Below are 22,249 nucleotides of genomic sequence, written 5' to 3'. Positions count from 1 at the left end.
TTATTACTTCTCTAAGCAACCTTTTCACTTACATCTCTTTTAAACATATATATGAAGCTCTTTGTTTATAGAATGTTGACAACAAAAAGATATAAATCATATACATGTTAAAAGAGCAATGAATGTTTCATTGTTTAAAAATATCTATTCATTTTGCGTAAAAAAAGCTGTGCCAAGTAGGTTCACCCTATTTGACACAGCTTTTTAGATTGAATGATAAAAGTCGCTTTGAATGACCTTTTTTGATAATTTAGGTGTAAACATCGCTAAAAAGACAGAACGAGCAAGTGTAAATAAAATAAACGAAAACCATAGTCCGTGATTATCCCAAGTAGATACAAACACGTAAAGTGATGCGATGAATACGAGCAAAGAAAGAATTAAAGAATCACGAATTGGTCTTGCTTCTGTTGCACCTGAAAAGATGCCATTTAACATAAGGCCCCAAAATGCAACAAATGGGAATAAAATCATCCACCATTTATATTCATGAGTTAGAAGTAATACACTATCAATTGTTGTAAACAAAAAGATTATCGCTCAGTAAAAAAAAACAAGAATGCCACCATACAAGAAATAATAAGCGACCATCGAAAAGAAAGTTGCAGAACGGTATTGTATTGTAGAATAACGTGTCTCGTACTTCAAATGCCTTTCCTACAAGAATACTACTAGCATTTGCTAGTCCATCAAACAGATAAGCAATTAAATAATGAATTTGAAACAAAATCTAATGCAATGTTTAATAGGTTCATGTAAAGTTGTAAAAACAGAGAGCTTTTTTACATTTGAAGCTCCAATTAACCATCCCAATATACAGTAATTTAGTAAAGCAAACGGAGCACCCCAAATTCGAATATCATAATAGTCAGCAGCAAACGCCCATACCGAGGGTTCGGTTTTCATCATAATAAAAACAACATGTTGAATGGGTTGTTGTAGCAACAAAAATAGGGCCGCCATGACCGAAGCAATAATCATTGGCAGAATACATGATAATGTTTGTTCTTGTAAATTGCGAGCACCAAAAGCTTGTGAAGTAAAGCCAAACGTACTAACATGTAAAAAGCCAAATAGTCAGTATAAAGTGTTAAAGATTAAGGATGCGATTGCTACTCCGTCAATATAAGCTCGATTAGATAACGACCGCTGTATTCACAGCACCTAAAAAAGGGGTTGAGAAGGTCGAAATGGTGAGAGACAAAGCTAAAGCTAAATAAGTTTTAGACGTTATTTTCTTTTTCAATTTTTGTATACCTTCTTATCGTTAGTAAGGTATTTTTTATTTACAAATGAATTTCTTTTAACAACTCTTCCTTCTTTTAAAATCAGTGTGCGAGTACTATCTAAATGGCTCTTCTGGTCATAAGATAAATAAAGCAATGAGATCTGAAATCGCTCTTTTAGTTTTTTTATGAACATCATATGCGCTGTTTTTTCCATCTCTATTTTAAATGAAACATCGTAAATAAGAAGGAGAGACTTTAAGGAAGCAGGAGCAACGAGAAAATCGTTATACAAGGAATTGATGGTATGATCATCGATTAATAGGATTTGTTGCTGCGCTAAGCGACGTTCACGCGCTTTCATTTTTAACAAAGCCTTGTTATTTAGGTAAATGTCTCCATTATCAGGTTGATCACGCAATAATAGTAAGTGTAAAAGTGTTTCTTTTTCGAGATGGTTACTACAAACAATCTCAAGAGATTCATTGTTGAAAAGGGAGAAAGAGAGGTTTTCTAAAACCTTTTTATTGTAAATGGTTTTCGAGACATGCTCGAATCTTAATAGTTCGTTCATCACGGTCTAATCCTTCCTATATGCAAAAATAAATAGTAATGATTCTTATTTTCAATATAATACCTTCATTCAATTTTTTTGTAAATAGAAAATGAAATAAAAAGGATAATTTCATTTTTCTTTCACAAATATGTTTTATAGTTAAAAGTAGAAAAGCACTTCAACGACAACGTGATAGAATAAAGGTTGAAATGCATAGAGTTCAAACAGATGAAAGGTTGATACATATGAAAAAAGCTGTGTTTTTACTTGCACTATCTCTCACTTTCTTAGGTGCATGTGGACAAGGGAATTCTACGAATGATCCTGTAGCCGAAGAGGAACCTAAAATGCTTGAAGTGGATCTAACAGGTCCGGAAAAAGTGAATCTTGACGAAGAAGTCACGTTCAAAGCAACGGTTACGCATGGGGATGAGAAAGTAGATGATGCAGATGATGTACAGTTTGAAGTATGGGAAAGTGAAAAGAAAGAAGAAAGTGAAATGATTGATGCAAAACATGAAGGAGAAGGCGTCTATAGTATTACGAAAGCATTTTCTGAAGAAGGTATGTATACGATTCAATCACATGTTACAGCAAGAAAGTCTCATAATATGCCTAAAATGAACGTAGTCGTAGGAAATGTGAAAGCTGTGGAACATTCTCCCGTAGATGAGCAACATGCACAAGAAAGTGATCACCATCAAGGTGCTGCCATTAGTCTGAACCCAACTTCTGCTATAAAAGAAGAAGAGACGACATTGTCTGTTACAGTCGAGGTGAACGAACAACCATTAAAGCAAGCAGATGTCCGATTTGAAATTTGGAAAGAAGGGGCAACTAAGCACGACTGGGTTAATACAACAGAGCAAGAAGATACGCCTACTTATGATGCACCTTACATTTTCACTGAAGCAGGGACTTATCATGTACAAGTTCATGTTGAAAACGATCAAGGACTTCATGAACACACAACGATAAACATTGATGTAAAATAATAAAAAGACTTTGTCACGAATCAATCCTTTCTTCGCGACAAAGTCTTTTTAGCTTTACATTTCTTCATAAGGAAATTGAATGAAGACTGTAGTTCCTTTACCCAATTCACTGTTTATACATAGCGTGCCATTGTGACGTTCAACAATTTGTTTGACAATAGCAATACCTAATCCTGTTCCACCTTTTTCACGCGTTCTCGCTTTATCAGCACGATAGAAGCGTTCGCCGATACGAGCAAGACTTTCAGCATCCATTCCAATGCCTGTATCTGCAACAGAAGCCATTATTACGTTGTGGTCTTTTTTTAATTCAATATGGACAAAGCCACCTTCATTCGTGTAGCGGATCGCATTTTGTAACAAGTTATAGAACACTTGTTGAAGCCGATTATGATCTCCATTAATGATTAAGTCATGATCTAAATGAGAGGAAACTGAAATGTTCTTTTCTTTTGCTTTTAATGAAAAAGAATGAGTTGTTTCTTCGATTAATTGTGCAAAAACTAATGGTTGCTTCATTAACTGGTAATTGCTCGTTTCGAGCTGTGCGAGATCTAATAAATCTTTTACAAGTCGGTTCATTCGTTCCGACTCACGGCGAATCAGAGATAAATATTGCTTTCGTTCTTCCTCGCTATTAAATAAATTTTGCTCTAGCATTTCACTATAGCCTTTTACATAACTAAGTGGGGTACGAAGCTCATGAGCAACGTTTGCTAGAAATTCTTTTTTTTGTTGATCAGATTGCTCGAGTACTTGAGCCATTTGATTAAAGGCACGAGCAAGTTGACCAAACTCATCTTCATTTTTTATATACACGCGTGCAGAAAAATCTTCTGTTGCAACGGACTGTGAAAATATTTTCATCTTTTTAATTGGATGGATAAGTGATTTAGTTAGTCGATCTCCAATGAGAAATAGCAATGCAAACACAATGATCCCTGTTCCAATTAAAATAGGCGTAGCTTTGTTAAACACCTCGTAAATAGAAGGGAGGGGAAAATACAAATAAACGATACCTGCTAGGTGACCATCTTTATTATCCAGAAGGGGGGTAATGACACCGATAATGTTTCGTTCAAATTTCTTTTCGTATCCATGCTTTACAAGATGCTGACCTTTTAACAATTGCTCACGTTCTTTCTCAGAAATAACGGCCTGATCATCATTGTTAAAAATCGTATACATACTTAACTCACGAGGATCGTTAAAAATCATGACTTCGGCTTCTGAAATGGTATTATGCCAATTTACATTACCAATTAGAAAAGGAGGAATTTCACCGCTATGATAATGAGCAGCAATCATGTTTCCTTCTGTGATTAGTGATTGTTCTATTTTCTTCACATACAAATCTTTATAGAGAAAGTGGATGAAAAGAAAGGAAAATAAAATGGAAAATAAAATGAAACAACTAATCACAATACGTATTTTCGTATGAAGTGCGTAAGAATGCCAATTAAGCTTCACATTTACACCTCAGCCTTATAGCCAACGCCCCATACGGTTTTCACAATTGTACCCGCTTCGTTTAATTTGAGTCGCAGAGTCTTAATATGTGTATCAACGGTTCGTTCACTCCCTATGTAATCCATTCCCCAGATCTTTTCAAGCAGATGTTCACGTGAAAAAACTTGACCAGGGTGACGACAAAGAAAAAGAAGAAGCTCATATTCTTTTAGAGTAAGAGATACTTCATGTTCATTGACGTACACTTTTCGTCCGAGCTGATCAAACGACAATATACCAAATGTAGTCGTTAACTTGGAGGAGAGGTAATTTTCATTGCTTCTTCGTAATACAGCTTCAATTCTTGCTGATAATTCTCCTAAGCTAAAAGGCTTTACTATATAATCATCTGCTCCTAATTTTAATCCATGAATGCGGTCCCATTCTTCTCCACGAGCTGTTAAAAAAATAAGTGGGCATGTGTAAGTTTCACGAATTTTACGTGCTAATGTAAATCCATCTAGAAGAGGCATCATTACATCAACTAAAATAAGAGAAGGGCTATAGTGATCAAGTATCTTCAATGCTTCTACACCATTTTCTGCTTCCATACACTCGTAGCCTTCTTTATGTAAGTATAAAGATAACATTTGCCTCATATCAGGTTCGTCATCGATAATTAAAAGCTTTAGTTTGTCCATTTATGTAAACACCTTTCATCTATCAAATACAGTTCATGTATTCTTAAATTATAAGCGTAAATTGTGAAAAATAGGTGAAACTTCTTGACATTATTTAAACATTTTTCAAGCTTTCTTTATAAATAAAAAGGGCTGAGACAACAGGGGGAAAATACACCTGTTTGGCTCAGCCCTTAACATTCCTTGCTCCTAAAATCCAGAAACATCAAAGGATAAAGAGGAAAGAGATGTTGCCTATAAATCTTCTTGTTTTCGTTTTACTCACCTATGTCTCAGTCGCTTTTTATTGAGCTGTTTTGTCAAATGTAATTCGAGCAATCGCATCGTGAAGGTGAATGGACTCTTCATTTCGGCATGAAACCGTAAATGCTTCTACAAACTCGTATTCATACAAGTCAGCTGCAACTAATCGAACCATATCTTCCACAAAGCGTGGATTCTCATAAGCTTGCTCTGTCACCATTTTTTCATCTGGACGCTTTAAAATCGGATGAATTTTTGCACTTCCATTTGATTCAATTGCTTCTAAAAGAGCGGATTTCCAATCAACTGCATCTGTTACATCATCTGCTAAACGTGTATCAACAATGACATTACCACGTTGATTATGTGCACTATACTCACTAATTTCTTTCGAGCAAGGGCATAGCGTTTTTACAACAGCTGTTAAGCCAACTGATTTTTTAATCCCTGTTTGTTTGTTGTAGTCTATTGTCATGCGCGCTTCTGCATGGTTTAAACCAGATAATCCTGATGCAGGTGCTGCTTGCTCATAGAACCAAGGGAAGGAAATATCAACTTTAGCATCTTCCACACCAAGACGATCGGCTAGTTCAACAATAAAGCGTGACAATGTTGAGAACGAAAGATCGAATCCTCCATTTACACGATACTGCTCTAATAGTTCTGTAAATCGGCTCATATTTGTTCCTTTTGCATCTCGAGATACAGAGGATGTTAGAGCGAATGTAGCGATTGTCGTTTGTGTCATCGGTGAAATAGTTGATTCAACGATAACCGGCATTTTTACATTGGAAATACCAACAGCTTCAATATGAAATAAAAAGTCACGCTTAGTATTTTGTAAATCAGGCATGTCCTCTTTTTTTGTAGGCTTTGTCTTTCGACCAGGTTCTACTGAGCCAAATAATTTATGTCTTTCCTCTTTAGATGGTAATTGGATTGTTGTCATAGTTGTCATAGTCATACTCCTCTCTCCATTAAATCATAGCGTGATAAAATGGATGAATCTTGAGAAATTTTACCTAGTTTTCTCTCAGATTGCAAGTTTTAATCATTTCTGAATGCTCTCTATTGTAATAGATTCATATGTAAATGTCGTAGTTCAATGTGCTAACCCAATTAAATTAGGGGTTGAAAAATTCTTTTTTCATCAGCTCTTCGCCTGGTAAGGGGTGACTGAATAAATATCCTTGAGCTTCTTCGCAGTGTAGCGATTTTAAAAACTCAAATTGCTCATCTGTTTCTACACCTTCAGCTACTACTTCAATATTAAGTTGTTGCGCAAGAGAAATTAACGCACTCGTAATGGTACTACTAAAGCCATGCTGAGGCAGGTCACTTACAAATGATCGATCAATTTTTAACTTGTTAACGGAAAAGCGCTTTAAGTAACTAAGAGAAGAATAACCTGTCCCAAAATCATCGATAGATATACTTACACCGATTTCTTTTAATTGACTCAAGTTTTCCACTACAATTTTTTCGTTTTTCATAATCGTACTTTCTGTCACTTCTAACTCAACACTAGACGCGGATAGATTATACTTTTGAAGTAACTGAATAACATCTTGTGCAAAATGGCTGTTTTGCAATTGACGGACAGAAATATTAATTGCTATGCGAGGTGGCGCTTGTGCTCTTTGTTGCCAAACACTAAATTGGTGAAAGGCAGTTTCTAGCACCCAATACCCTAATGGATGAATGAAGCCGTTTTCCTCTGCAATTGTAATAAACTGATCAGGAGGAATAGGACCGAGCGTTGAGTGATTCCATCTCACTAGTGCTTCAACCGCAGTTAGCTTTTTAGATTGCATATGAATAATCGGCTGATAAACAAGCGAAAGCTCATTAAATTGAATCGCCCGACGAAGTGCTCCTTCTAGCTCATATGAAGTAACGGCCGATTCATTCATATGCGGTTCATATACACAGCAGCGATTTCTTCCTTTCTTTTTTGCTTCATACATCGCGATATCAGCATGCTTCATAAGCAAGTGACTATTAATCCCATCATTTGGATAAAAAGCAACCCCGATGCTTGGCGTAACATGAACGTAATGACCTCGAATAAAGAAAGATTGTTGTAATAACGATAAGATATGTTCAGCTAGTTGAATGGCACATTCTTTTTCATGAATGGAAGGCAATAAAATGGTGAATTCATCGCCGCCCAATCTAGCGACAAGTGCATCTTTATTTACATTTGTTTGTAGCAAATGAGAAATGGTTAATAAAAGATCGTCACCAACTTCATGTCCAAATGTATCATTCACATATTTAAATCGATCTAAATCAATATACAAAACAGCAAGCTCTTGATGAGTGGTCATTGCTTCATTGACTTTCTTTTCAAAGAGCCGACGGTTTGGCAAGTTTGTCAACGGATCATGGTAGGCCATTTCATGAATGGTTGTTTCGTATGCTTTTTGAGCAGTCATATCTTTACCAATAACGAAAATGTTCGTCACGTTTCCATCCATAACAACAGGGGTTGTTGTTACCGTTAAATAGATAATAGATTTTGATTGATGAAAAATTCTGATTTCAATTGTTTGTGGTTTTCCTTGCTTTGATCTTTCAAATGCTTCTAAAGAAATGGAAAGATCCTCAGGGTGTATGTAAGGGATAAAAGAATGACCAATTAACTCATGACGCGAATAACCACTTACTTGAACAGTGGCTTCATTTACTTCAACAAATTCCCCTTCAAGGTTTAATGAATAAACAGGGTCAATATTATTGTAAAACAACGAGTGAAACCATTTTTCTCGTTCCATTAATTCTTTTTTAGTTTGTTTATTTTCAATCGCAACCCCCGCTAAATGCGAAAAAGCATCGACCGTTTTGCGTTGTTCATAGCTAGGGAAGTCTTGAATCGTACGATAATAAATGGCAAATGTGCCTACTACATGATTTGTTGATGAAAAGATAGGTGTTGACCAGCAAGATTGTAATCCATGTTTAAGAGCAAAGTTGTTGAGGCCTTCCCATAATGGGCTTTCTTTTATGTTTCCAACGAAAATTTCTTCTTTTTGAAAAGCAGCCGTACCACAAGAGCCAACACTTGGTCCAATCTCAATATCATTTAAACTGTTAATATATTCATCTGGTAAGTTTGGTGCAGCTCCATAAGAAAGTTTGCCAGTGCTATTATCTAACAATAAAATCGAACAAATGAGGTCAGGATGTAGTGATTCAACAGTTAAGGCAATCTCGTTTAATATCTCTGATAAAGATGTATTTTGAGCAATTAATTGATGAATATGCCGCTGTCTTTTTAAAATGGTATGAATGTTTCTTTCTTCAGTCAGGTTGATGATGGTGCATAAATAGAACGTTTCTTGATTGCTCATCGAAATTCGTTTTCTTGTTAGCTGTACCGGAATATAATTCGTAGCTGCTTGAATATTACAATCAATGGATGCAATGAGTTTTTCACTGAAAAAGAGCTGAGTGAATGAGACATTGTTTTTATTTTGTACGAAACGTTCAAATGATTGATATAGTAGCTCATTCTCATCGCACCGAAGAAATTGCAAGAAAAAATCATTAAATGAAACAATGAAGCCTGCGCTATCTGTTATAAAAGCAATTGAAGGAATATCATATAAAACTGCTTCGTAAGGTGCTAGTAATAAGTTATTCACGTATGTACCTCTCTACATGTTTCTAAAAGTAATGAAAAATAGTAGTTCTATTTTACCATTTTTTTATAAAGAAGAAATCTATTTTTAGTGTAAAATGGTATTTTATCTAAATCATTATTGAGAAATAAGTAATTGGGTTTGGACTTATCTTTTTATTTCTTACATATAGTTTTTATAGAGGACAAGGTGTAAGGGAGATAAGAATCATGAATACGTTTTTAAAAGGAACATTTATATTAGCCGGCGCTGCATTTGTAAGTGAATTAATAGAATTTCTTGTAAATATGGTATTAGCTAGAGAATTAGGAAAAGAAGGAATGGGGATGTACATGTCTGTTCTTCCTGTTATCTTTCTAATTGCGACAGTCGCCAATCTAGAATTACCAATCTCCATCTCAAAATTTATTGCAGAACACGATCAAAAAGAACATCCACATATGATTAAACACGCGACTCGATTTGCAACCTTTATTAGCATTATCTTCTTTCTTCTCACATTTATTGTAATAACCATCTTTCCATTCTTTGAGCACTATCACCCTCAATTGAAATGGGTTGTGTTACTGTTTATTCCAATCGTCGCATTTTCGGCTGTGCTTCGAGGCTATTTTACGGGTAAAAATAACATGACAACCATTGCTATTTCAAGCTTTATTCGTAAAGCCGTTCAACTAACTATTTTATTTGTGGTTTTTCAAATGTTTCATTTTGGTCATATAACGACTTCATTACTTGTAGCAGTTTGTACGTTAATTGGTACAGAGGCTGTCATTCTTCTCTATTTTTTTCTCACATATGTTACACAAATGAATGTCATCCGAAAAGGATACCGATCAACATTAACACCTGTTCAAGTTAGAAAAGAACTCCTTAGCGTATCATTACCAACGACTGGTCTACGATTATTTAATGCAGTTTGCAATGCATTTCAGCCTTTCCTAATAAAAAAAGCACTTGTCATTTCAGGAATGACGATAGGAGTTGCGACTCAGCACTTTGGAATGCTGACGGGAGTAGCAATGACCATCGGTTTTTTTCCAGCCTTCTTTGCTCATTCGTTATTAGTCGCATTAATACCAGCTGTTTCTCAGGCTCATTCAAAGAAAGATATAGGTAAGCTGCAACATTTATTAAAACAAAGTATGTATCTAACGATATTATACGGAGTACCATCAATCGTTGTGATGTATGCGTTTGCCGAGCCACTTACAAATCTGTTTTTTCACTCAACAGAAGCTACCTACTATTTGCGCTCATTATGGCCCTATTTTATCTTTCATTTCTTTGCCATTCCGCTGCAAGCTTATTTAATTGGATTAGGCCTTGTGAAAGATGCATTGTTTCACACGATATGGTCACATATTGTGTCTTTTTCATTAATGTTTTTTTTAGGGTCTCAAACAGAAATTGGAATGAGCGGAATTATGATTGGTATGAACACAGGAGTGGTATTACTAACCTTGCTTCATTACGTCACCATTTGTCGAGCTACAAATGTTTCGTTTTTTTCGTTAAGACATAAACCTCAATCAACGTAGGATAACAGGGATAAAACAACGTTCATGGTTCATACATTTAAAGAAAGGGTGAGGAGGCGGTAGTATCAAACGTTCATTTTTTACAGGGATAAGTGTCGTCTTAGTAGCTACGATTTTATCGATTTCTCTAAATAATTGGAGCATGTTACTCATTATCTGTGGATTAACTGGTTTTTTGTCGTTCTTGTTAGCGCTTGTTTTTATTGGACCGATGGACAAAAACATTCCATTGGTTGTTCGTAAAGAGGAGCAAAGGGGAACTCCTAAGTTACCTTGGTCTATTCAGTTACTGTGGTTTGGTATCCCAAACTTTATTGTTGCCACTGTTACAGCGATTATCATGAGAGGATAATGATGAATCGACAATGAAAAGGAAAAGTCCCTGCCTGAGAAATATACTTGGCAGGAACTTTTCCTTTCACAATTTGTTGAGGCTTCATTATCTCATTTGATTCATAATATCACTAAATAACTCTGCTGGAGTGTCACCACCTCCACCTTTTAAATAATGATTATTGTCAGGTTGGTCAAATCCAACATGAATGGAAAGAACAAGGTCAGTGTTATATCCAACAAACCATGCATCTTTATTAGCTTCACGGTTTTCTTGACTTAGCTGCGTTGTTCCTGTTTTACCAGCAATTTTGATAGAAGATCGAGCATTTCTACCCGTGCCATATCTCTTTTCAACAACACTTTGAAGCATTTGTGTGATTTCTTTTGCGTGTTCACTCTTCATTAGCTCTTCAGATTCCTTTTCTAGTTCTATGACGGTACCATCACGCATGTGTAGCTCTGAAATCGCTCTTGCTTTATTCATGACGCCATTATTAGCAAAAGTGGTATAGCTTTGTGACAGCTCAATGGGGGAGAAGCCTCCTGTAATTCCACCAAGTGCTAAAGCTAAATTTTTATCATCCTCTGAGAGGGTAATACCAGCATCTTCAATAAAATCAAATCCTCTGTCTACACCAATTTCATTTAATAATGAGACTGCAGGAATGTTTAGGGACCGAGCAATCGCTTCCTCCATTGTGACTTCACCTCGATACCGATTGTCAGCATTTCTTGGCTTATACCCACTAATATCGATTGGTTCGTCCTTTAAAATGGAAGTTGAGGTATAATCACCGGTTTCTAAGGCAGGGCCATAGACCGATAAAGGCTTAATGACTGAACCAGGCTGATAAGAAGAATTTGCACGGTTTAAACCATTTTTTGTATAGTCTCGACCGCCGTAAAGGGCTGAAATATAGCCAGTAGCGGGGTCAACAGCAGCCATTCCAACTTCGACCATCTTTTCATTACTATCTTCTCTAAATGAATAACGGTCTACGGCTTCATTCATTGAATCTTGTAAATTACGATTGATCCTTGTATAGATCTTGTACCCACCTTCATAGAGATCTTCTGTTGATACATCATATAATTGACTTGCTTCTTGAACCGCATAATCAATAAATGCCTGATAATCACTTTGCGTTTTAACGGGTACAGATGGTTGTTGTACAGCTTCATTACGGGCGTTTTCGTATTCAGTCTCATTAATTACTTCTTGATCATGCATAAGTTTTAACACAACGTTACGTCGTTTTTGTGCAGCTTCAGGATTGCCACTAGGCGAGTAGGTGCTCGGAGCTTTTGGCAGCCCTGCGAGGAGAGCAGCTTCGCTAATCGTTAAATCCTGAACTTCTTTATTAAAATAAAGCTTAGAAGCAGCACCAATTCCATATACACCACTACCAAAGTAAATTTGGTTGACATATAGCTCCAAAATTTGATCTTTTGTAAAGTTTTGTTCGAGGCCTATCGAAATAAACATTTCATCCACTTTACGCTTTATTGTTTTTTCATTTGATAAATAAAGATTTCTTGCTAGCTGCTGGGTAATCGTGCTTGCACCTTCTGCTTTACTCATCGTCACGATGTTTTTGGCTGCTGCACGTAAAATCCCTTGAATATCAATACCAAAATGTTGATAAAAACGACGATCCTCAGTTGCAATAAAAGCCATCTTCACATGTTCAGGTAACTCATCAACCGTAACATTTTCGCGTGGAAGAGTTTTGTACAATTTATCTACTTCATTGCCATCTTTATCATATATAACGGTACTTTCCACCGACTGTAACTCTTCATAGGATAAATTCTCGGTTTGTTTCATTTGATTAAATATGTACGATGCGATAAGCATAACAACTAGTAAGATGCTTAAAAACAGTAAGATGTATTTTCTCATATTAAGTCACTCCAATAGCCTTTTCTTCATAAAAAATGAATTGTTGTTGGTGGTTGTATGTTGCCTAATAAGGTTTAGTAGAGAAGGAAATCTACCTGTTTTTAACCTCTTTTATTATGAGTCAAACATCGTCGTAGAAAATAGAGCAGTTGAACTTACGTGGCACAAATGATTCAAATATCATGGCTTAACACCATTTGGACACACATTTTAAAATGAACATAAATTTATTTTTACCTTATTATGTTTCACGATTTTAGAGAATATACGAACATCCATTAATTAAAATATCTCGAATTAAAAGCTTTACAATAAATTCGTGCTTCTTTATAATAAATAGATAAAGAAGCGAAGCCTTTTTTAGGTGAAAAGGCAACAAAAGGAGGATTCATCAAATGATGAAACATGTGTTTAAAAAAGGAGCCGATGAGTCAAAACGAGTTTTGCTTATGCTTCATGGTACAGGTGGAACGGAACAAGATTTATTACCGATAGCATCTATGATTGATTCACAAGCAAGTGTGTTATCTGTAAGAGGAAATGTATTAGAAAACGGAATGCCACGCTTTTTCCGTCGTTTGCAAGAAGGCATATTTGATATTGAAGATCTCGAATTTCGTACAAAAGAGCTTCATGAATTCTTAAATGAAGCAGCAGAAAAATATGAATTTGATCGTCAACATGTGGTAGCCATCGGCTATTCGAATGGAGCGAATATAGCAGGCAGCTTACTGTTTCATTACGAACAATCTTTAAAAGGAGCTCTTTTATTTCATCCAATGGTTCCGCGTCGAGGAATTTCATTACCATCACTTGCAAATGTACCTGTATTTATAGGTGCAGGAGACAATGACCCAATCTGCTTACCAGAAGAAACAAGTGAATTAACCTCTCTATTACAAGATGCAGGTGCTTCTGTAAAAGTACATTGGGAATCATTTGGACATCAATTAACACGTAGTGAAATTGAAGCAGCCAAAGAATGGTATGAAAAAACATTATAAAAAAGAAAGTAAATCCTTGTTGCACATCGGTTCATTGTGTGACAGGGATTTTTTATATTCATATGTTCAAATGCAACTGTTTGGTTAAATGACGTGTACTTTGATAGACTTAATCTACTACTAGTGAGGAGGAGAGAGAAGATGAATTCAGTAATCGAAACAATTTTAGATCATCGTTCTATTCGTCAATACAAAGATGAACCGTTAACCGACAAACAAATTCAAACCTTAGTAAAAAGCGCTCAAGCAGCTTCGACTTCAAGCTATATTCAATCTTATTCTATCATTGGAGTAAAGAAGAAAAATACAAAAGAAAAGCTAGCTGAATTGGCAGGTAATCAACCGTATGTTGCACAGAATGGTCATCTATTTATCTTTTGTGCAGATCTACATCGTCATGATGTTGTAGCAGAGATGGAGCAAAAAGACGTAACTACGTCATTAGAAAGTACAGAAAAATTTATGGTTGCCCTGATTGATGCATCGTTAGCTGCACAAAATGCAGCCATTGCCGCTGAATCAATGGGACTTGGAGTTTGTTATATAGGTGGACTTCGTAATAACCTTGAAGAAGTAAGTGAGTTGTTACACCTACCAAAGCGAGTTGTTCCATTGTTTGGATTAACAGTGGGCTATCCGATTGATCAAGCGGATAAAAAGCCGCGTTTGCCGATGGAGCATGTGTATCATGAAGAAGTATACGAATCAAATCATGACGTATACAAAAATCAATTGCTACAATACAACAAGCAAATCTCTTCCTATTATAATGAACGTACAAATGGAAAACGAAAAGACACCTGGACGGGCCAAATGGCAGAGATGTTATCTGTGCCAACTCGTATGTATATGAAAGAGTTTGTAGAAAAGAAAGGCTTTAATCGTAAATGAAGCTAAAACGAATTGAATAGGTCAAAATAGTTTCTTTTTGAACGTCTAGAGCAGCCTCCTATTTATGTCGAAAAAAAATTCAGAAACATTACAAAGTAATGGTAATCTATGTTTGAACTTGTAATCGAACTAGAATCTTCCTGTAATGGCTATGAAATCTGGACATGTTATGATTCTATCATCGGGTAAATAAGGAGGTATTCTTTATGAAGAAATTTATATTTACTCTAGGAACGACAGCTTTACTATCTAGCAGTTTTGCTATAGGGGCGTCGGCACATGAAACGTATCAAGTTCAAAAAGGAGATACGTTATGGAAAATTGCTCAAAATCACAATGTGAGCATTGATCAATTGAAAGAAAACAATCAACTTTCAAATGATCTTATCTTTCCAAACCAGGAGATCACTATTTCAACTATAAAAGAAGTGACACATACGGTTAAACCTGGTGATACATTATGGGCAATTGCATCTCAGCACGGGGTAACGGTTCCAGAAATTATGAGCTGGAATAACATGGCTTCAGATGCTATTTATCCTGGTGATGAGTTAAACATTCAAGTAAATGGTGCAACCTCAAAACAAGAGGCAGCTCAACCAGTAGCACAGCAACCAATTGAGCAATCAACTCCAAAGGCTGAGCAAAAATCGCCTGAAGCGGAACAGCCAGCTCAAGCAAGTGAGCCAGTGCAAAACGAAGATCAAGGTATGGTTGTGAAAAATGAACTAACTGTAACAGCAACAGCTTATACAGCTAACTGTGAAGGCTGTAGTGGAACAACAGCTACAGGAATAGATTTAAAAGCAAACCCAAATGAAAAGGTAATTGCTGTTGATCCAAATGTGATCCCACTAGGGTCTAAAGTATATGTAGATGGATATGGCTATGCAACAGCTGCAGATACAGGCGGTGCCATTAAGGGTAACAAGATTGATGTATTTATCCCATCGAAGCAAGAAGCAATAGAATGGGGCAATCGTCAAGTGAATGTAAAAATTATTGAATAATAGAAAAGCTTTTAGCTTTGTCTACAACGTCCTTCAGAAAAATCCCCGTCACGTTTAAAGTGACGGGGATTTTTTTAGCATGTACCTATTAAGTAGCGTTAGTAAACATATAGCAAGTATAAGATGCATTCGAGTGGAATTTGACTATAACGAATATTCGTACTATTATAACGATAATTGACTTGAAGGGCGTGAACATCTATGCAGCAATGGATAAAAGAGATTGCTAGAGGAAAAAGAGGTTCAAACGATTTAACATATGAACAAGCAAAGCAAGCAGCGAAAGAAATTGGGGAAGGGAAAGCAACAGATGCACAAGTAGCCGCTTTTTTTATTGCTCAACGGTTAAAAACGGAAATGCCTGATGAATTATTGGCTTTTGTTGACGTATTTAGTGCATTAACAAATAAAATTGACTTAGAAGAAGACGTAAAGAAGCGTACCATTGACTTTGCAAGTCCTTATGCAGGAAGAAATTCATTTTTTGCTACCATTCCAGTTTCAGTTTTACTTGCGGAACGAGGAATTCCTGCTTTTTTACATTGTAGCGAAGCATTACCACCAAAATTTGGTGTAACAATTGCAGACGTCTTAAACGAATTATTGATACATACCGATAAAAATGCACAACAAATAAAGCATGACCTTACCTATACAAATATTGGGTTTGCTCAAGTCGAACAATTTTCTCCACCGTTATCAGTCGTTAAGCATATTCGTCATGAAATTGGTGTTCGAACACTGATTAATACAGCTGAAAAATTATTAAACCTATCTGGTGCAACTTCTATTATGATGGGAGCATTTCATCGAACAGCAATTAATAAAATTGCTCCTATTTTCGAGTCCTTATCATTTGATCAAGTTTATATTGTGCAAGGAGTAGAAGGGTCTGAAGACGTACCTGTTCATCGTAATAGCTTCGTTTATAAAATCATTAATGGAGAAATGGAATCTTTCATCGTTAATCCAAAAGAGTATCATTTATATGTAGAAGAAGAAAAATTTAATAAGAATATACCTGTACAAACACAGGCAGATATGATTCTATCTATTTTAAATGGAGAGAAAGATGAAAAATTAGAATACGCCTACAATCAAGTCGTGTTTAATGCTGGACTTCGTTATTATTTGTTTGGCTACAATGAAACAATTGAAGAAGGGATAAACTATGCGAAAAAACAACTTGAATCTAAAGTAGGCTATAAAAAATTACAAGAATGGAAAAGCAATCATTATTAAAGCCTTTCAACAAATAAAACTATAGACTTACGACTAAAGACCTATTATACTGAAATAGTATCATGAATTACTTATATGCTACTTAAATCAACAACAATGTGGCCTACAATTAGGCAAGCTAGTGAATGCTTCACTAGCTCTTTTTTTATTTTCAACTACAGAGGTGTTTTAAACCAAGAGAAATGTATGCATGAACAAATTATACAGAGAATGCGGCTTATATAGAATGAGTGTTATGATGGAGGTAAAAGAAAAGAAAAAGCGCACAGTTGATGGTTTATAGGATGAAAAAGCAGGATTAACTGAATAGTCTGTTGAAAATGAAAAGAATGAATGACTTACGTTCATTTTTAATCCTTTCACACACGAACACGCATAAAATTCCCTTTATGAATCAAAATAGTAACAAAATAATGTGACATTTACGCTAATAGTTAGCTTCATTTTGTTTCCTTACATCACCACAAATGATTATTTGTTATACGTTTGTAGATGAGCCTCATTGTAAATAAATCGTTTGTTTCATTCAAGTACATATGTTTGTGAGGGATTTTATGCTTATTGCGTTTAAAGAGTCGAGTGAAAGAAGAGCCATCATTTATCTATTCAATAAGATACATAATGAAGAATACCTACCTCAGCCAATCGAAATAACCAATCACCAATGTCATTGCAAACAAGTATTTATAAGGGATAGGAACGGACATTGAATCGAACGGAGAAGGTTCTTTGGAGTATTGCTTTACCGGGATTTGGACAACTACTTAATCATAAATACATAAAAGGTATTGTATTCATTGGCTTAGAGTTCTTAATTAATGTTCAAGCAAATTTTAATGAGGCAATCCGCTTTAGTTTTTTAGGCGAAACTCATCAAGCTGCACTTATTACAAATTATCAATGGCTGATGTTTTATCCTTGTCTGTATTTCTTCGCTCTTTGGGATGCATTTAAAGATGCAGAGCCAAATGTGCCACGCTATTCATATTTACCATTTGTTAGTTGTGCTTATATTGTAACAGTAGGTCTAATGTATTCTTCAAAAGTAATAATTGGCCCTGTTTTTTTTGGCCCAGTCTGGTTACCAATGCTCTCTGTTATTCCTGGTCTTGTCCTTGGCTTTCTCATACAATGGATGTTAGTAAAAAGAGAGGCTAATGATCATGATAAAACAAAAAAAGAATAATTATGGGGAAACACTGATAACATCTTTTGCTTCATAAATCCTGAAACATAATGGATAAAGGGCAAGGGATGTTTTTTGGTTTGAAAGATGTTGAGGAAGTGTAAAGAGGCGGTATAGGCATAAATAGAAAGACTGAATGATATAGTAGGGTAGTGAACATGCTTGATGAACACATCCAAAGTAGAGATTCTATTAAAGTCATTTTATAATAACACCCTACTCATGATGAATATAAGGGGGAAGTACATGTCAATATCAAACAGTATTTATCGCTTTTTTATTTTATGGTACATATGTGGGGTTGTTTTATTAACATTTGATTTATTGCCACCGTGGCTTGAATGGGCTAATTCCGTTTTCTTATACGTTAGTGGCTCACTTGCTTTTCTTTATCTTGTAAAAGCATACAATTATCGACTTGCCTCTCTCTTATCTCTTATTGTCATTGCAGCTACCATTTTTGCTGAGTGGCTTGGTGTTACATATGGTTTTTTATTCGGGTCTTATCACTATGAAAAAGACTTTGGTGTACAAATAATGGGAGTACCTTTAACAATCGGATTTGCATGGTTAATGGTTGTGGTGACTAGTCGGGTGTTAACTCTTCAAGTCATGAATAATATTCGTATCCCTAAATGGGGAAGGCTATTTGCTTATGCAACGATTACTTCACTTTTTGCAGTGGTTATGGATTTAGCTATTGATCCAGTGGCATACGTTGTCAAGCAATACTGGGTATGGGAAGCAGAAAGTATGTATTACAACATTCCGTTTTCAAATTTTATGGGGTGGTTTGTGCTTTCGTTTTTTATCCAAATCTTCTTTTATCTAATACTTAAAGGTCAAGACAAAAGAGATGTACCGTTGTGGGAGCACCGTATGGTAGTTTTATACATATTAGTTGTTGGTATGTTTCTACTCATTGCACTCACCGCACAATTATGGCTTTGTTTCATTGTCACGACCCTTTCATTATTCGTTCTACTACTACTTTATTGGAGAGGGAAATTACATGCTATACCCAAAGAAAAGTGAACGATTTGAACGGCTATTTTATCCCTTTGTTATTCATCAACTAAAGAAGCATTTCTATAAAGTGTATCTCTATGAAGAAGAAAATACATTGAAAAAGGATCCCACTATTTTTGTTGCCAATCATTCTAGCTGGTGGGATGGACTGCTTTGCTTTTATTTGAATAAAGCAAAGCTCCAGCATGATAGTTATGCGATGATGTCAGAACAAGGAATGACCGATTTTTCTTTTTTTAAGAAAATAGGTGCGTTTTCCATTAATCCATCATCACCAAAGCATATCCTACAGTCGTTACAATTTGCTGCAAAGTTATTAAATGATAGAAAAAGTGTTTGGATTTTTCCTCAAGGAAAAGAAGAGCATTTAGAGAAAAGGCCTCTTCAATTTTCAAAAGGCGTTTCATACATCCTTGATCATACGCAAGATGTAACGATTATTCCTATTACATTTTACTATACATTTCGCCACGATCAGCGACCTGAATTGTTTATTATGATTGGGAAATCAATCCCTCAGTCAACATTTTTAGATCAATCGCGTGATAAAATAACAAGCAACTTGGAAACAATGGTGACAAAACAATTAGATGCATTACGTGAAAAAGTCACAAAAGAAGAGCTTGATTCATTTGATGTTCTCTTAGAGGGACACAAAACAATGAGTGAGTGGCTCACGTGGTGGAAAGTGAAGGTGAAAAGATGATTGTCTATGTCCTCATTTTTCTTATACTGTCTGCAGGGACAGTTTTAAACATTGCATTACTACCAACGCTCAACAATCAACAAAAAAAGAAGCGAGAATCCTATCCATTGGTGTCTATTCTCATTCCAATGAGAAACGAGGAGCGTAATGTTAAACGAGTAGTAAGAGCCGTTAAATTACTTACGTACCCAAATTTCGAATGCATCATTTTAGATGATGGATCCACGGATAAGACGAGAGAGCTTCTAGAAGGGGAAACAGCAAATGATGATCGGTTTAAAATTGTTGATGGAAGCACGCTACCTAGCAAATGGGTTGGCAAAGTGTATGCGTGTCATCAATTATCGAAGCGTGCAAACGGTGATTACCTGTTGTTTTTGGATGCTGATGTCTCATTAAAAAGTGATACGGTTGAACAATCACTTGCGTTAATAGAAAAGCGTAACGGTTCATTACTAACAGGCTTTTCACGTTTTCCAGTTAAGCACATGCTAGAATCTCTCATTGTTCCTATGCAGCATGTCGTTGTATTTACTTATTTACCTGTGCTATTGGCGAATTATACGAATTACCCATCCGCAACAGCCGCACACGGAGCATTTATGTTCTTTAGACGAAAGGATTATGACAAAGTAGGTGGACATGAAGCGGTACAATCATCTTTAATTGAAGATGTTCATCTCGCACAACAGTTTAAGCGTAAGGGATTAAAAGTAGTGCTGGCGAATATTACATCTCACGTATCTTGCTTTATGTATGAATCAGATGAAGAAGTATGGAATGGCTTTGCTAAAAACATCTATACAGGATTAGGACGCTCAACAGCATCTCTACTCGCACTTTCTTTGTTTTTCTTTGCTTATTATGTATTACCTGTACCTCTTTTCATTTATGGATTACTGACTAGTCAATGGTTTGCAGTAATCCCACTTCTCCTCGTCTTAACTCAGCGGTTAATGATTGACATCGCTACAAAGCAAAAATGGTATTTGTGTTTGACTATGCCGTTTGCAGCACTAGCATTAATTGCTCTAATGCAACATTCTATGTGGAGAGGTGTGCAAAGAATTGGTTATGAATGGAAAGGGAGGCATTATCAATGAAAAAAGTTGTGATTGTTGGAGCGGGTCTTGGTGGACTTGCCACTGGAATTACTCTTGTAAAAGCGGGATTTCATGTAACCATTTTTGAAAAAAATGACCATGTTGGTGGAAAAATGATGCCTGTTCAGCTTGATGATTACCAATTTGATTTTGGTCCAAATACCATTACAATGCCTACTGTATTCGAGCGTGTATTTGAAGAAGCAGGTGAAAGATTAGAAGACTATTTAGAATTGATAAAGCTTGAACATCATACAAATAATCATTTTATGGATGGATCATTCTTTGCAATGACAACCAATCACGATGACATGGTAAAGCAATTTCAACAGTTAGATCCACATGCACAAGTAAGTTATTCGGATTATTTAGAAGATGTAAAGTTTTTATATGAAACAGCCGAAAAGCATTTCTTTTATCGTACATTTTCTTCTTGGACTGATTACACAAACCTTTCACTGCTAAAAGCTCTTTTACAAGTTCGACCATTTGAAACGATGGATCAGTTTCACCGACGTTATTTTGAAAATGAAAACATTCGTCATGCGTTTAATCGTTATGCTACCTATATTGGCTCTTCGCCTTACGTATCACCGGCAACATTTGCGTTAATTGGTCATCTTGAAATGACAGATGGTGTTTATTATGTAAAAGGTGGAAATACAAACATCGCAAAAGCTTTTGCGCAAGTGTTTGAAAAGCTCGGTGGATCACTTCATACAAATTGTGAGGTCGAAACATTAATCGTGAAAGATAAACGGATAAATGGGGTAGAATTGAAAGGGAAAGAGAAAGTTGATGCTGATATCGTCGTTGTCAATGGGGACTTATTAAAGGCTTATCCAATGTTAGTTAAAGAAGAAGATCGCCCTCGTTTTTCAAATCAGAAAATACAATCGTATGAACCATCGATCTCTGCCTATGTCATTATGGCCGGAACGAAAGAGCGGCATGAAAACTTGATCCATCATCAAGTGTACTTTTCAGGAAACTATGAACAAGAGTTTCATGAGCTATTTGTTAAAAAACAGTTACCAAGTGATCCGACTATTTATATTTGCAACTCATCTTATACGGATCGTGACATTTCGCCAGGAGATAACTTATTTATCTTAGTGAATGCACCGGCGGTCACACCTGGTCAACAAATCGATGAGGAAGGGTACAAGGAAGTCATCTACACAAAACTAAAAAGCTTTGGGATAGACGTTTCGTCTAAGCTAGCAGTCGAAAAAGTCGTTACACCAAGCGAAATTGAAAGAAAATTTGGTTCGTATAGAGGGGCTCTCTATGGCATTAGTTCAAACCGAAAGATAGACAGTTTTTTGCGTCCAAGCAACGTAGCAAAAGATGTAGATCATCTCTATTTTGTTGGTGGAACCACTCATCCAGGTGGAGGATCTCCAATGGTAACGATAAGCGGTTTAAACGTGGGGCACTTACTAATTGACAGATATCGTTAATTAGAAAAATGACGAGAAGTG

At 35.9% G+C, this 22,249-nt stretch carries 20 protein-coding genes; 12 read left to right on the top strand and 8 right to left on the bottom strand.

The window, feature by feature from the left end; genetic code table 11:
- Nucleotides 1-204: 204 nt before the first annotated feature.
- The 3 genes from JOC83_RS20045 to JOC83_RS13240 all read right to left on the bottom strand — a co-directional run bounded on the left by JOC83_RS20045 (nucleotide 205) and on the right by JOC83_RS13240 (nucleotide 1,800).
- Nucleotides 205-528 (bottom strand): MATE family efflux transporter, encoded by a 324-nt coding sequence (locus tag JOC83_RS20045; protein ID WP_239583507.1) that lies wholly within the window; start codon nucleotides 526-528, stop codon nucleotides 205-207.
- A 177-nt stretch (nucleotides 529-705) separates the two neighbouring features.
- On the bottom strand, nucleotides 706-987 hold the full coding sequence (locus JOC83_RS20280) for an MATE family efflux transporter (RefSeq protein ID WP_338038923.1): 282 nt from the start codon (nucleotides 985-987) through the stop codon (nucleotides 706-708).
- 255 nt (nucleotides 988-1,242) lie between these two features.
- Complete coding sequence (locus tag JOC83_RS13240) at nucleotides 1,243-1,800, bottom strand: hypothetical protein (RefSeq protein WP_205187800.1); 558 nt, start codon at nucleotides 1,798-1,800, stop codon at nucleotides 1,243-1,245.
- Nucleotides 1,801-2,027: 227 nt separating this feature from the next.
- On the opposite strand from JOC83_RS13240, the gene JOC83_RS13235 reads away from it, so the two are divergent.
- Nucleotides 2,028-2,777, top strand: coding sequence for a FixH family protein (locus JOC83_RS13235; protein WP_205187799.1), 750 nt, complete (start codon nucleotides 2,028-2,030; stop codon nucleotides 2,775-2,777).
- A 54-nt stretch (nucleotides 2,778-2,831) separates the two neighbouring features.
- Here the strand turns inward: JOC83_RS13235 and JOC83_RS20040 are convergent, their stop codons facing one another.
- The 4 genes from JOC83_RS20040 to JOC83_RS13215 all read right to left on the bottom strand — a co-directional run bounded on the left by JOC83_RS20040 (nucleotide 2,832) and on the right by JOC83_RS13215 (nucleotide 8,817).
- Entirely contained in the window at nucleotides 2,832-4,247 is a 1,416-nt protein-coding gene (locus JOC83_RS20040; protein ID WP_205187797.1) for an ATP-binding protein, read from the bottom strand.
- A gap of 2 nt (nucleotides 4,248-4,249) precedes the next feature.
- Nucleotides 4,250-4,927 carry a response regulator transcription factor gene (locus JOC83_RS13225; protein WP_205187795.1) on the bottom strand — a complete coding sequence of 226 codons (678 nt, stop codon included), beginning with the start codon at nucleotides 4,925-4,927 and terminating at the stop codon, nucleotides 4,250-4,252.
- Between the two features lie 283 nt (nucleotides 4,928-5,210).
- Entirely contained in the window at nucleotides 5,211-6,128 is a 918-nt protein-coding gene (gene folE2, locus JOC83_RS13220; RefSeq protein ID WP_239583506.1) for a GTP cyclohydrolase FolE2, read from the bottom strand.
- Between the two features lie 166 nt (nucleotides 6,129-6,294).
- On the bottom strand, nucleotides 6,295-8,817 hold the full coding sequence (locus JOC83_RS13215) for an EAL domain-containing protein (protein WP_205187793.1): 2,523 nt from the start codon (nucleotides 8,815-8,817) through the stop codon (nucleotides 6,295-6,297).
- A gap of 206 nt (nucleotides 8,818-9,023) precedes the next feature.
- Here JOC83_RS13215 and JOC83_RS13210 point away from each other — a divergent pair, with 206 nt between their 5' ends.
- Together JOC83_RS13210 and JOC83_RS13205 are read left to right on the top strand one after the other, a co-directional pair.
- The gene (locus JOC83_RS13210; protein ID WP_205187791.1) at nucleotides 9,024-10,355 is read left to right on the top strand and encodes a polysaccharide biosynthesis protein; all 1,332 of its coding nucleotides are present in this window, start codon (nucleotides 9,024-9,026) and stop codon (nucleotides 10,353-10,355) included.
- A gap of 142 nt (nucleotides 10,356-10,497) precedes the next feature.
- Complete coding sequence (locus JOC83_RS13205; RefSeq protein WP_205187789.1) at nucleotides 10,498-10,707, top strand: hypothetical protein; 210 nt, start codon at nucleotides 10,498-10,500, stop codon at nucleotides 10,705-10,707.
- An 87-nt stretch (nucleotides 10,708-10,794) separates the two neighbouring features.
- Here the strand turns inward: JOC83_RS13205 and JOC83_RS13200 are convergent, their stop codons facing one another.
- Nucleotides 10,795-12,594: a transglycosylase domain-containing protein gene (locus tag JOC83_RS13200; RefSeq protein WP_205187788.1), complete on the bottom strand. Its 1,800-nt coding sequence runs from the start codon at nucleotides 12,592-12,594 to the stop codon at nucleotides 10,795-10,797.
- 398 nt (nucleotides 12,595-12,992) lie between these two features.
- Here JOC83_RS13200 and JOC83_RS13195 point away from each other — a divergent pair, with 398 nt between their 5' ends.
- The 9 genes from JOC83_RS13195 to JOC83_RS13155 all read left to right on the top strand — a co-directional run bounded on the left by JOC83_RS13195 (nucleotide 12,993) and on the right by JOC83_RS13155 (nucleotide 22,228).
- Complete coding sequence (locus tag JOC83_RS13195) at nucleotides 12,993-13,598, top strand: alpha/beta hydrolase (RefSeq protein ID WP_205187984.1); 606 nt, start codon at nucleotides 12,993-12,995, stop codon at nucleotides 13,596-13,598.
- A 141-nt stretch (nucleotides 13,599-13,739) separates the two neighbouring features.
- Nucleotides 13,740-14,489, top strand: a complete 750-nt coding sequence (gene nfsA / locus JOC83_RS13190) for an oxygen-insensitive NADPH nitroreductase (protein ID WP_205187787.1) — start codon at nucleotides 13,740-13,742, stop codon at nucleotides 14,487-14,489.
- A 206-nt stretch (nucleotides 14,490-14,695) separates the two neighbouring features.
- Nucleotides 14,696-15,499: a 3D domain-containing protein gene (locus JOC83_RS13185; protein WP_205187785.1), complete on the top strand. Its 804-nt coding sequence runs from the start codon at nucleotides 14,696-14,698 to the stop codon at nucleotides 15,497-15,499.
- A gap of 201 nt (nucleotides 15,500-15,700) precedes the next feature.
- A complete protein-coding gene (locus JOC83_RS13180; protein ID WP_205187784.1) occupies nucleotides 15,701-16,741 on the top strand; it encodes an anthranilate phosphoribosyltransferase in 1,041 nt (346 codons plus the stop codon).
- Nucleotides 16,742-17,447: 706 nt separating this feature from the next.
- Complete coding sequence (locus tag JOC83_RS13175; RefSeq protein ID WP_205187782.1) at nucleotides 17,448-17,927, top strand: hypothetical protein; 480 nt, start codon at nucleotides 17,448-17,450, stop codon at nucleotides 17,925-17,927.
- Between the two features lie 246 nt (nucleotides 17,928-18,173).
- Nucleotides 18,174-18,962: a carotenoid biosynthesis protein gene (locus JOC83_RS13170; RefSeq protein WP_205187780.1), complete on the top strand. Its 789-nt coding sequence runs from the start codon at nucleotides 18,174-18,176 to the stop codon at nucleotides 18,960-18,962.
- Nucleotides 18,940-19,662: a lysophospholipid acyltransferase family protein gene (locus tag JOC83_RS13165; protein WP_205187778.1), complete on the top strand. Its 723-nt coding sequence runs from the start codon at nucleotides 18,940-18,942 to the stop codon at nucleotides 19,660-19,662. The genes JOC83_RS13170 and JOC83_RS13165 overlap by 23 nt, the downstream gene beginning before the upstream one ends.
- Nucleotides 19,638-20,765 carry a glycosyltransferase family 2 protein gene (locus JOC83_RS13160; RefSeq protein ID WP_338038912.1) on the top strand — a complete coding sequence of 376 codons (1,128 nt, stop codon included), beginning with the start codon at nucleotides 19,638-19,640 and terminating at the stop codon, nucleotides 20,763-20,765. Before JOC83_RS13165 ends, JOC83_RS13160 begins: the two co-directional genes overlap by 25 nt.
- Entirely contained in the window at nucleotides 20,762-22,228 is a 1,467-nt protein-coding gene (locus JOC83_RS13155; protein ID WP_205187777.1) for a phytoene desaturase family protein, read from the top strand. The genes JOC83_RS13160 and JOC83_RS13155 overlap by 4 nt, the downstream gene beginning before the upstream one ends.
- Nucleotides 22,229-22,249 lie beyond the last annotated feature (21 nt).

This window comes from Priestia iocasae (assembly GCF_016909075.1).
Classification (GTDB): domain Bacteria; phylum Bacillota; class Bacilli; order Bacillales; family Bacillaceae_H; genus Priestia; species Priestia iocasae.
This window is presented reverse-complemented; position numbering and strand designations above follow the sequence as displayed.

Bases quoted from the DNA above. Each gene is read 5' to 3' on its own strand.
- JOC83_RS13210 (WP_205187791.1), top strand. From the start codon at position 9,024: ATGAATACGTTTTTAAAAGGAACATTTATATTAGCCGGCGCTGCATTT.
- folE2 (WP_239583506.1), bottom strand. From the start codon at position 6,128: ATGACAACTATGACAACAATCCAATTACCATCTAAAGAGGAAAGACAT.
- JOC83_RS13205 (WP_205187789.1), top strand. From the start codon at position 10,498: ATGTTACTCATTATCTGTGGATTAACTGGTTTTTTGTCGTTCTTGTTA.
- JOC83_RS13195 (WP_205187984.1), top strand. From the start codon at position 12,993: ATGAAACATGTGTTTAAAAAAGGAGCCGATGAGTCAAAACGAGTTTTG.
- JOC83_RS13225 (WP_205187795.1), bottom strand. From the start codon at position 4,927: ATGGACAAACTAAAGCTTTTAATTATCGATGACGAACCTGATATGAGG.
- JOC83_RS13165 (WP_205187778.1), top strand. From the start codon at position 18,940: ATGCTATACCCAAAGAAAAGTGAACGATTTGAACGGCTATTTTATCCC.
- JOC83_RS13200 (WP_205187788.1), bottom strand. From the start codon at position 12,594: ATGAGAAAATACATCTTACTGTTTTTAAGCATCTTACTAGTTGTTATG.
- nfsA (WP_205187787.1), top strand. From the start codon at position 13,740: ATGAATTCAGTAATCGAAACAATTTTAGATCATCGTTCTATTCGTCAA.
- JOC83_RS13155 (WP_205187777.1), top strand. From the start codon at position 20,762: ATGAAAAAAGTTGTGATTGTTGGAGCGGGTCTTGGTGGACTTGCCACT.
- JOC83_RS13170 (WP_205187780.1), top strand. From the start codon at position 18,174: ATGTCAATATCAAACAGTATTTATCGCTTTTTTATTTTATGGTACATA.
- JOC83_RS13185 (WP_205187785.1), top strand. From the start codon at position 14,696: ATGAAGAAATTTATATTTACTCTAGGAACGACAGCTTTACTATCTAGC.
- JOC83_RS13180 (WP_205187784.1), top strand. From the start codon at position 15,701: ATGCAGCAATGGATAAAAGAGATTGCTAGAGGAAAAAGAGGTTCAAAC.
- JOC83_RS13240 (WP_205187800.1), bottom strand. From the start codon at position 1,800: ATGAACGAACTATTAAGATTCGAGCATGTCTCGAAAACCATTTACAAT.
- JOC83_RS13235 (WP_205187799.1), top strand. From the start codon at position 2,028: ATGAAAAAAGCTGTGTTTTTACTTGCACTATCTCTCACTTTCTTAGGT.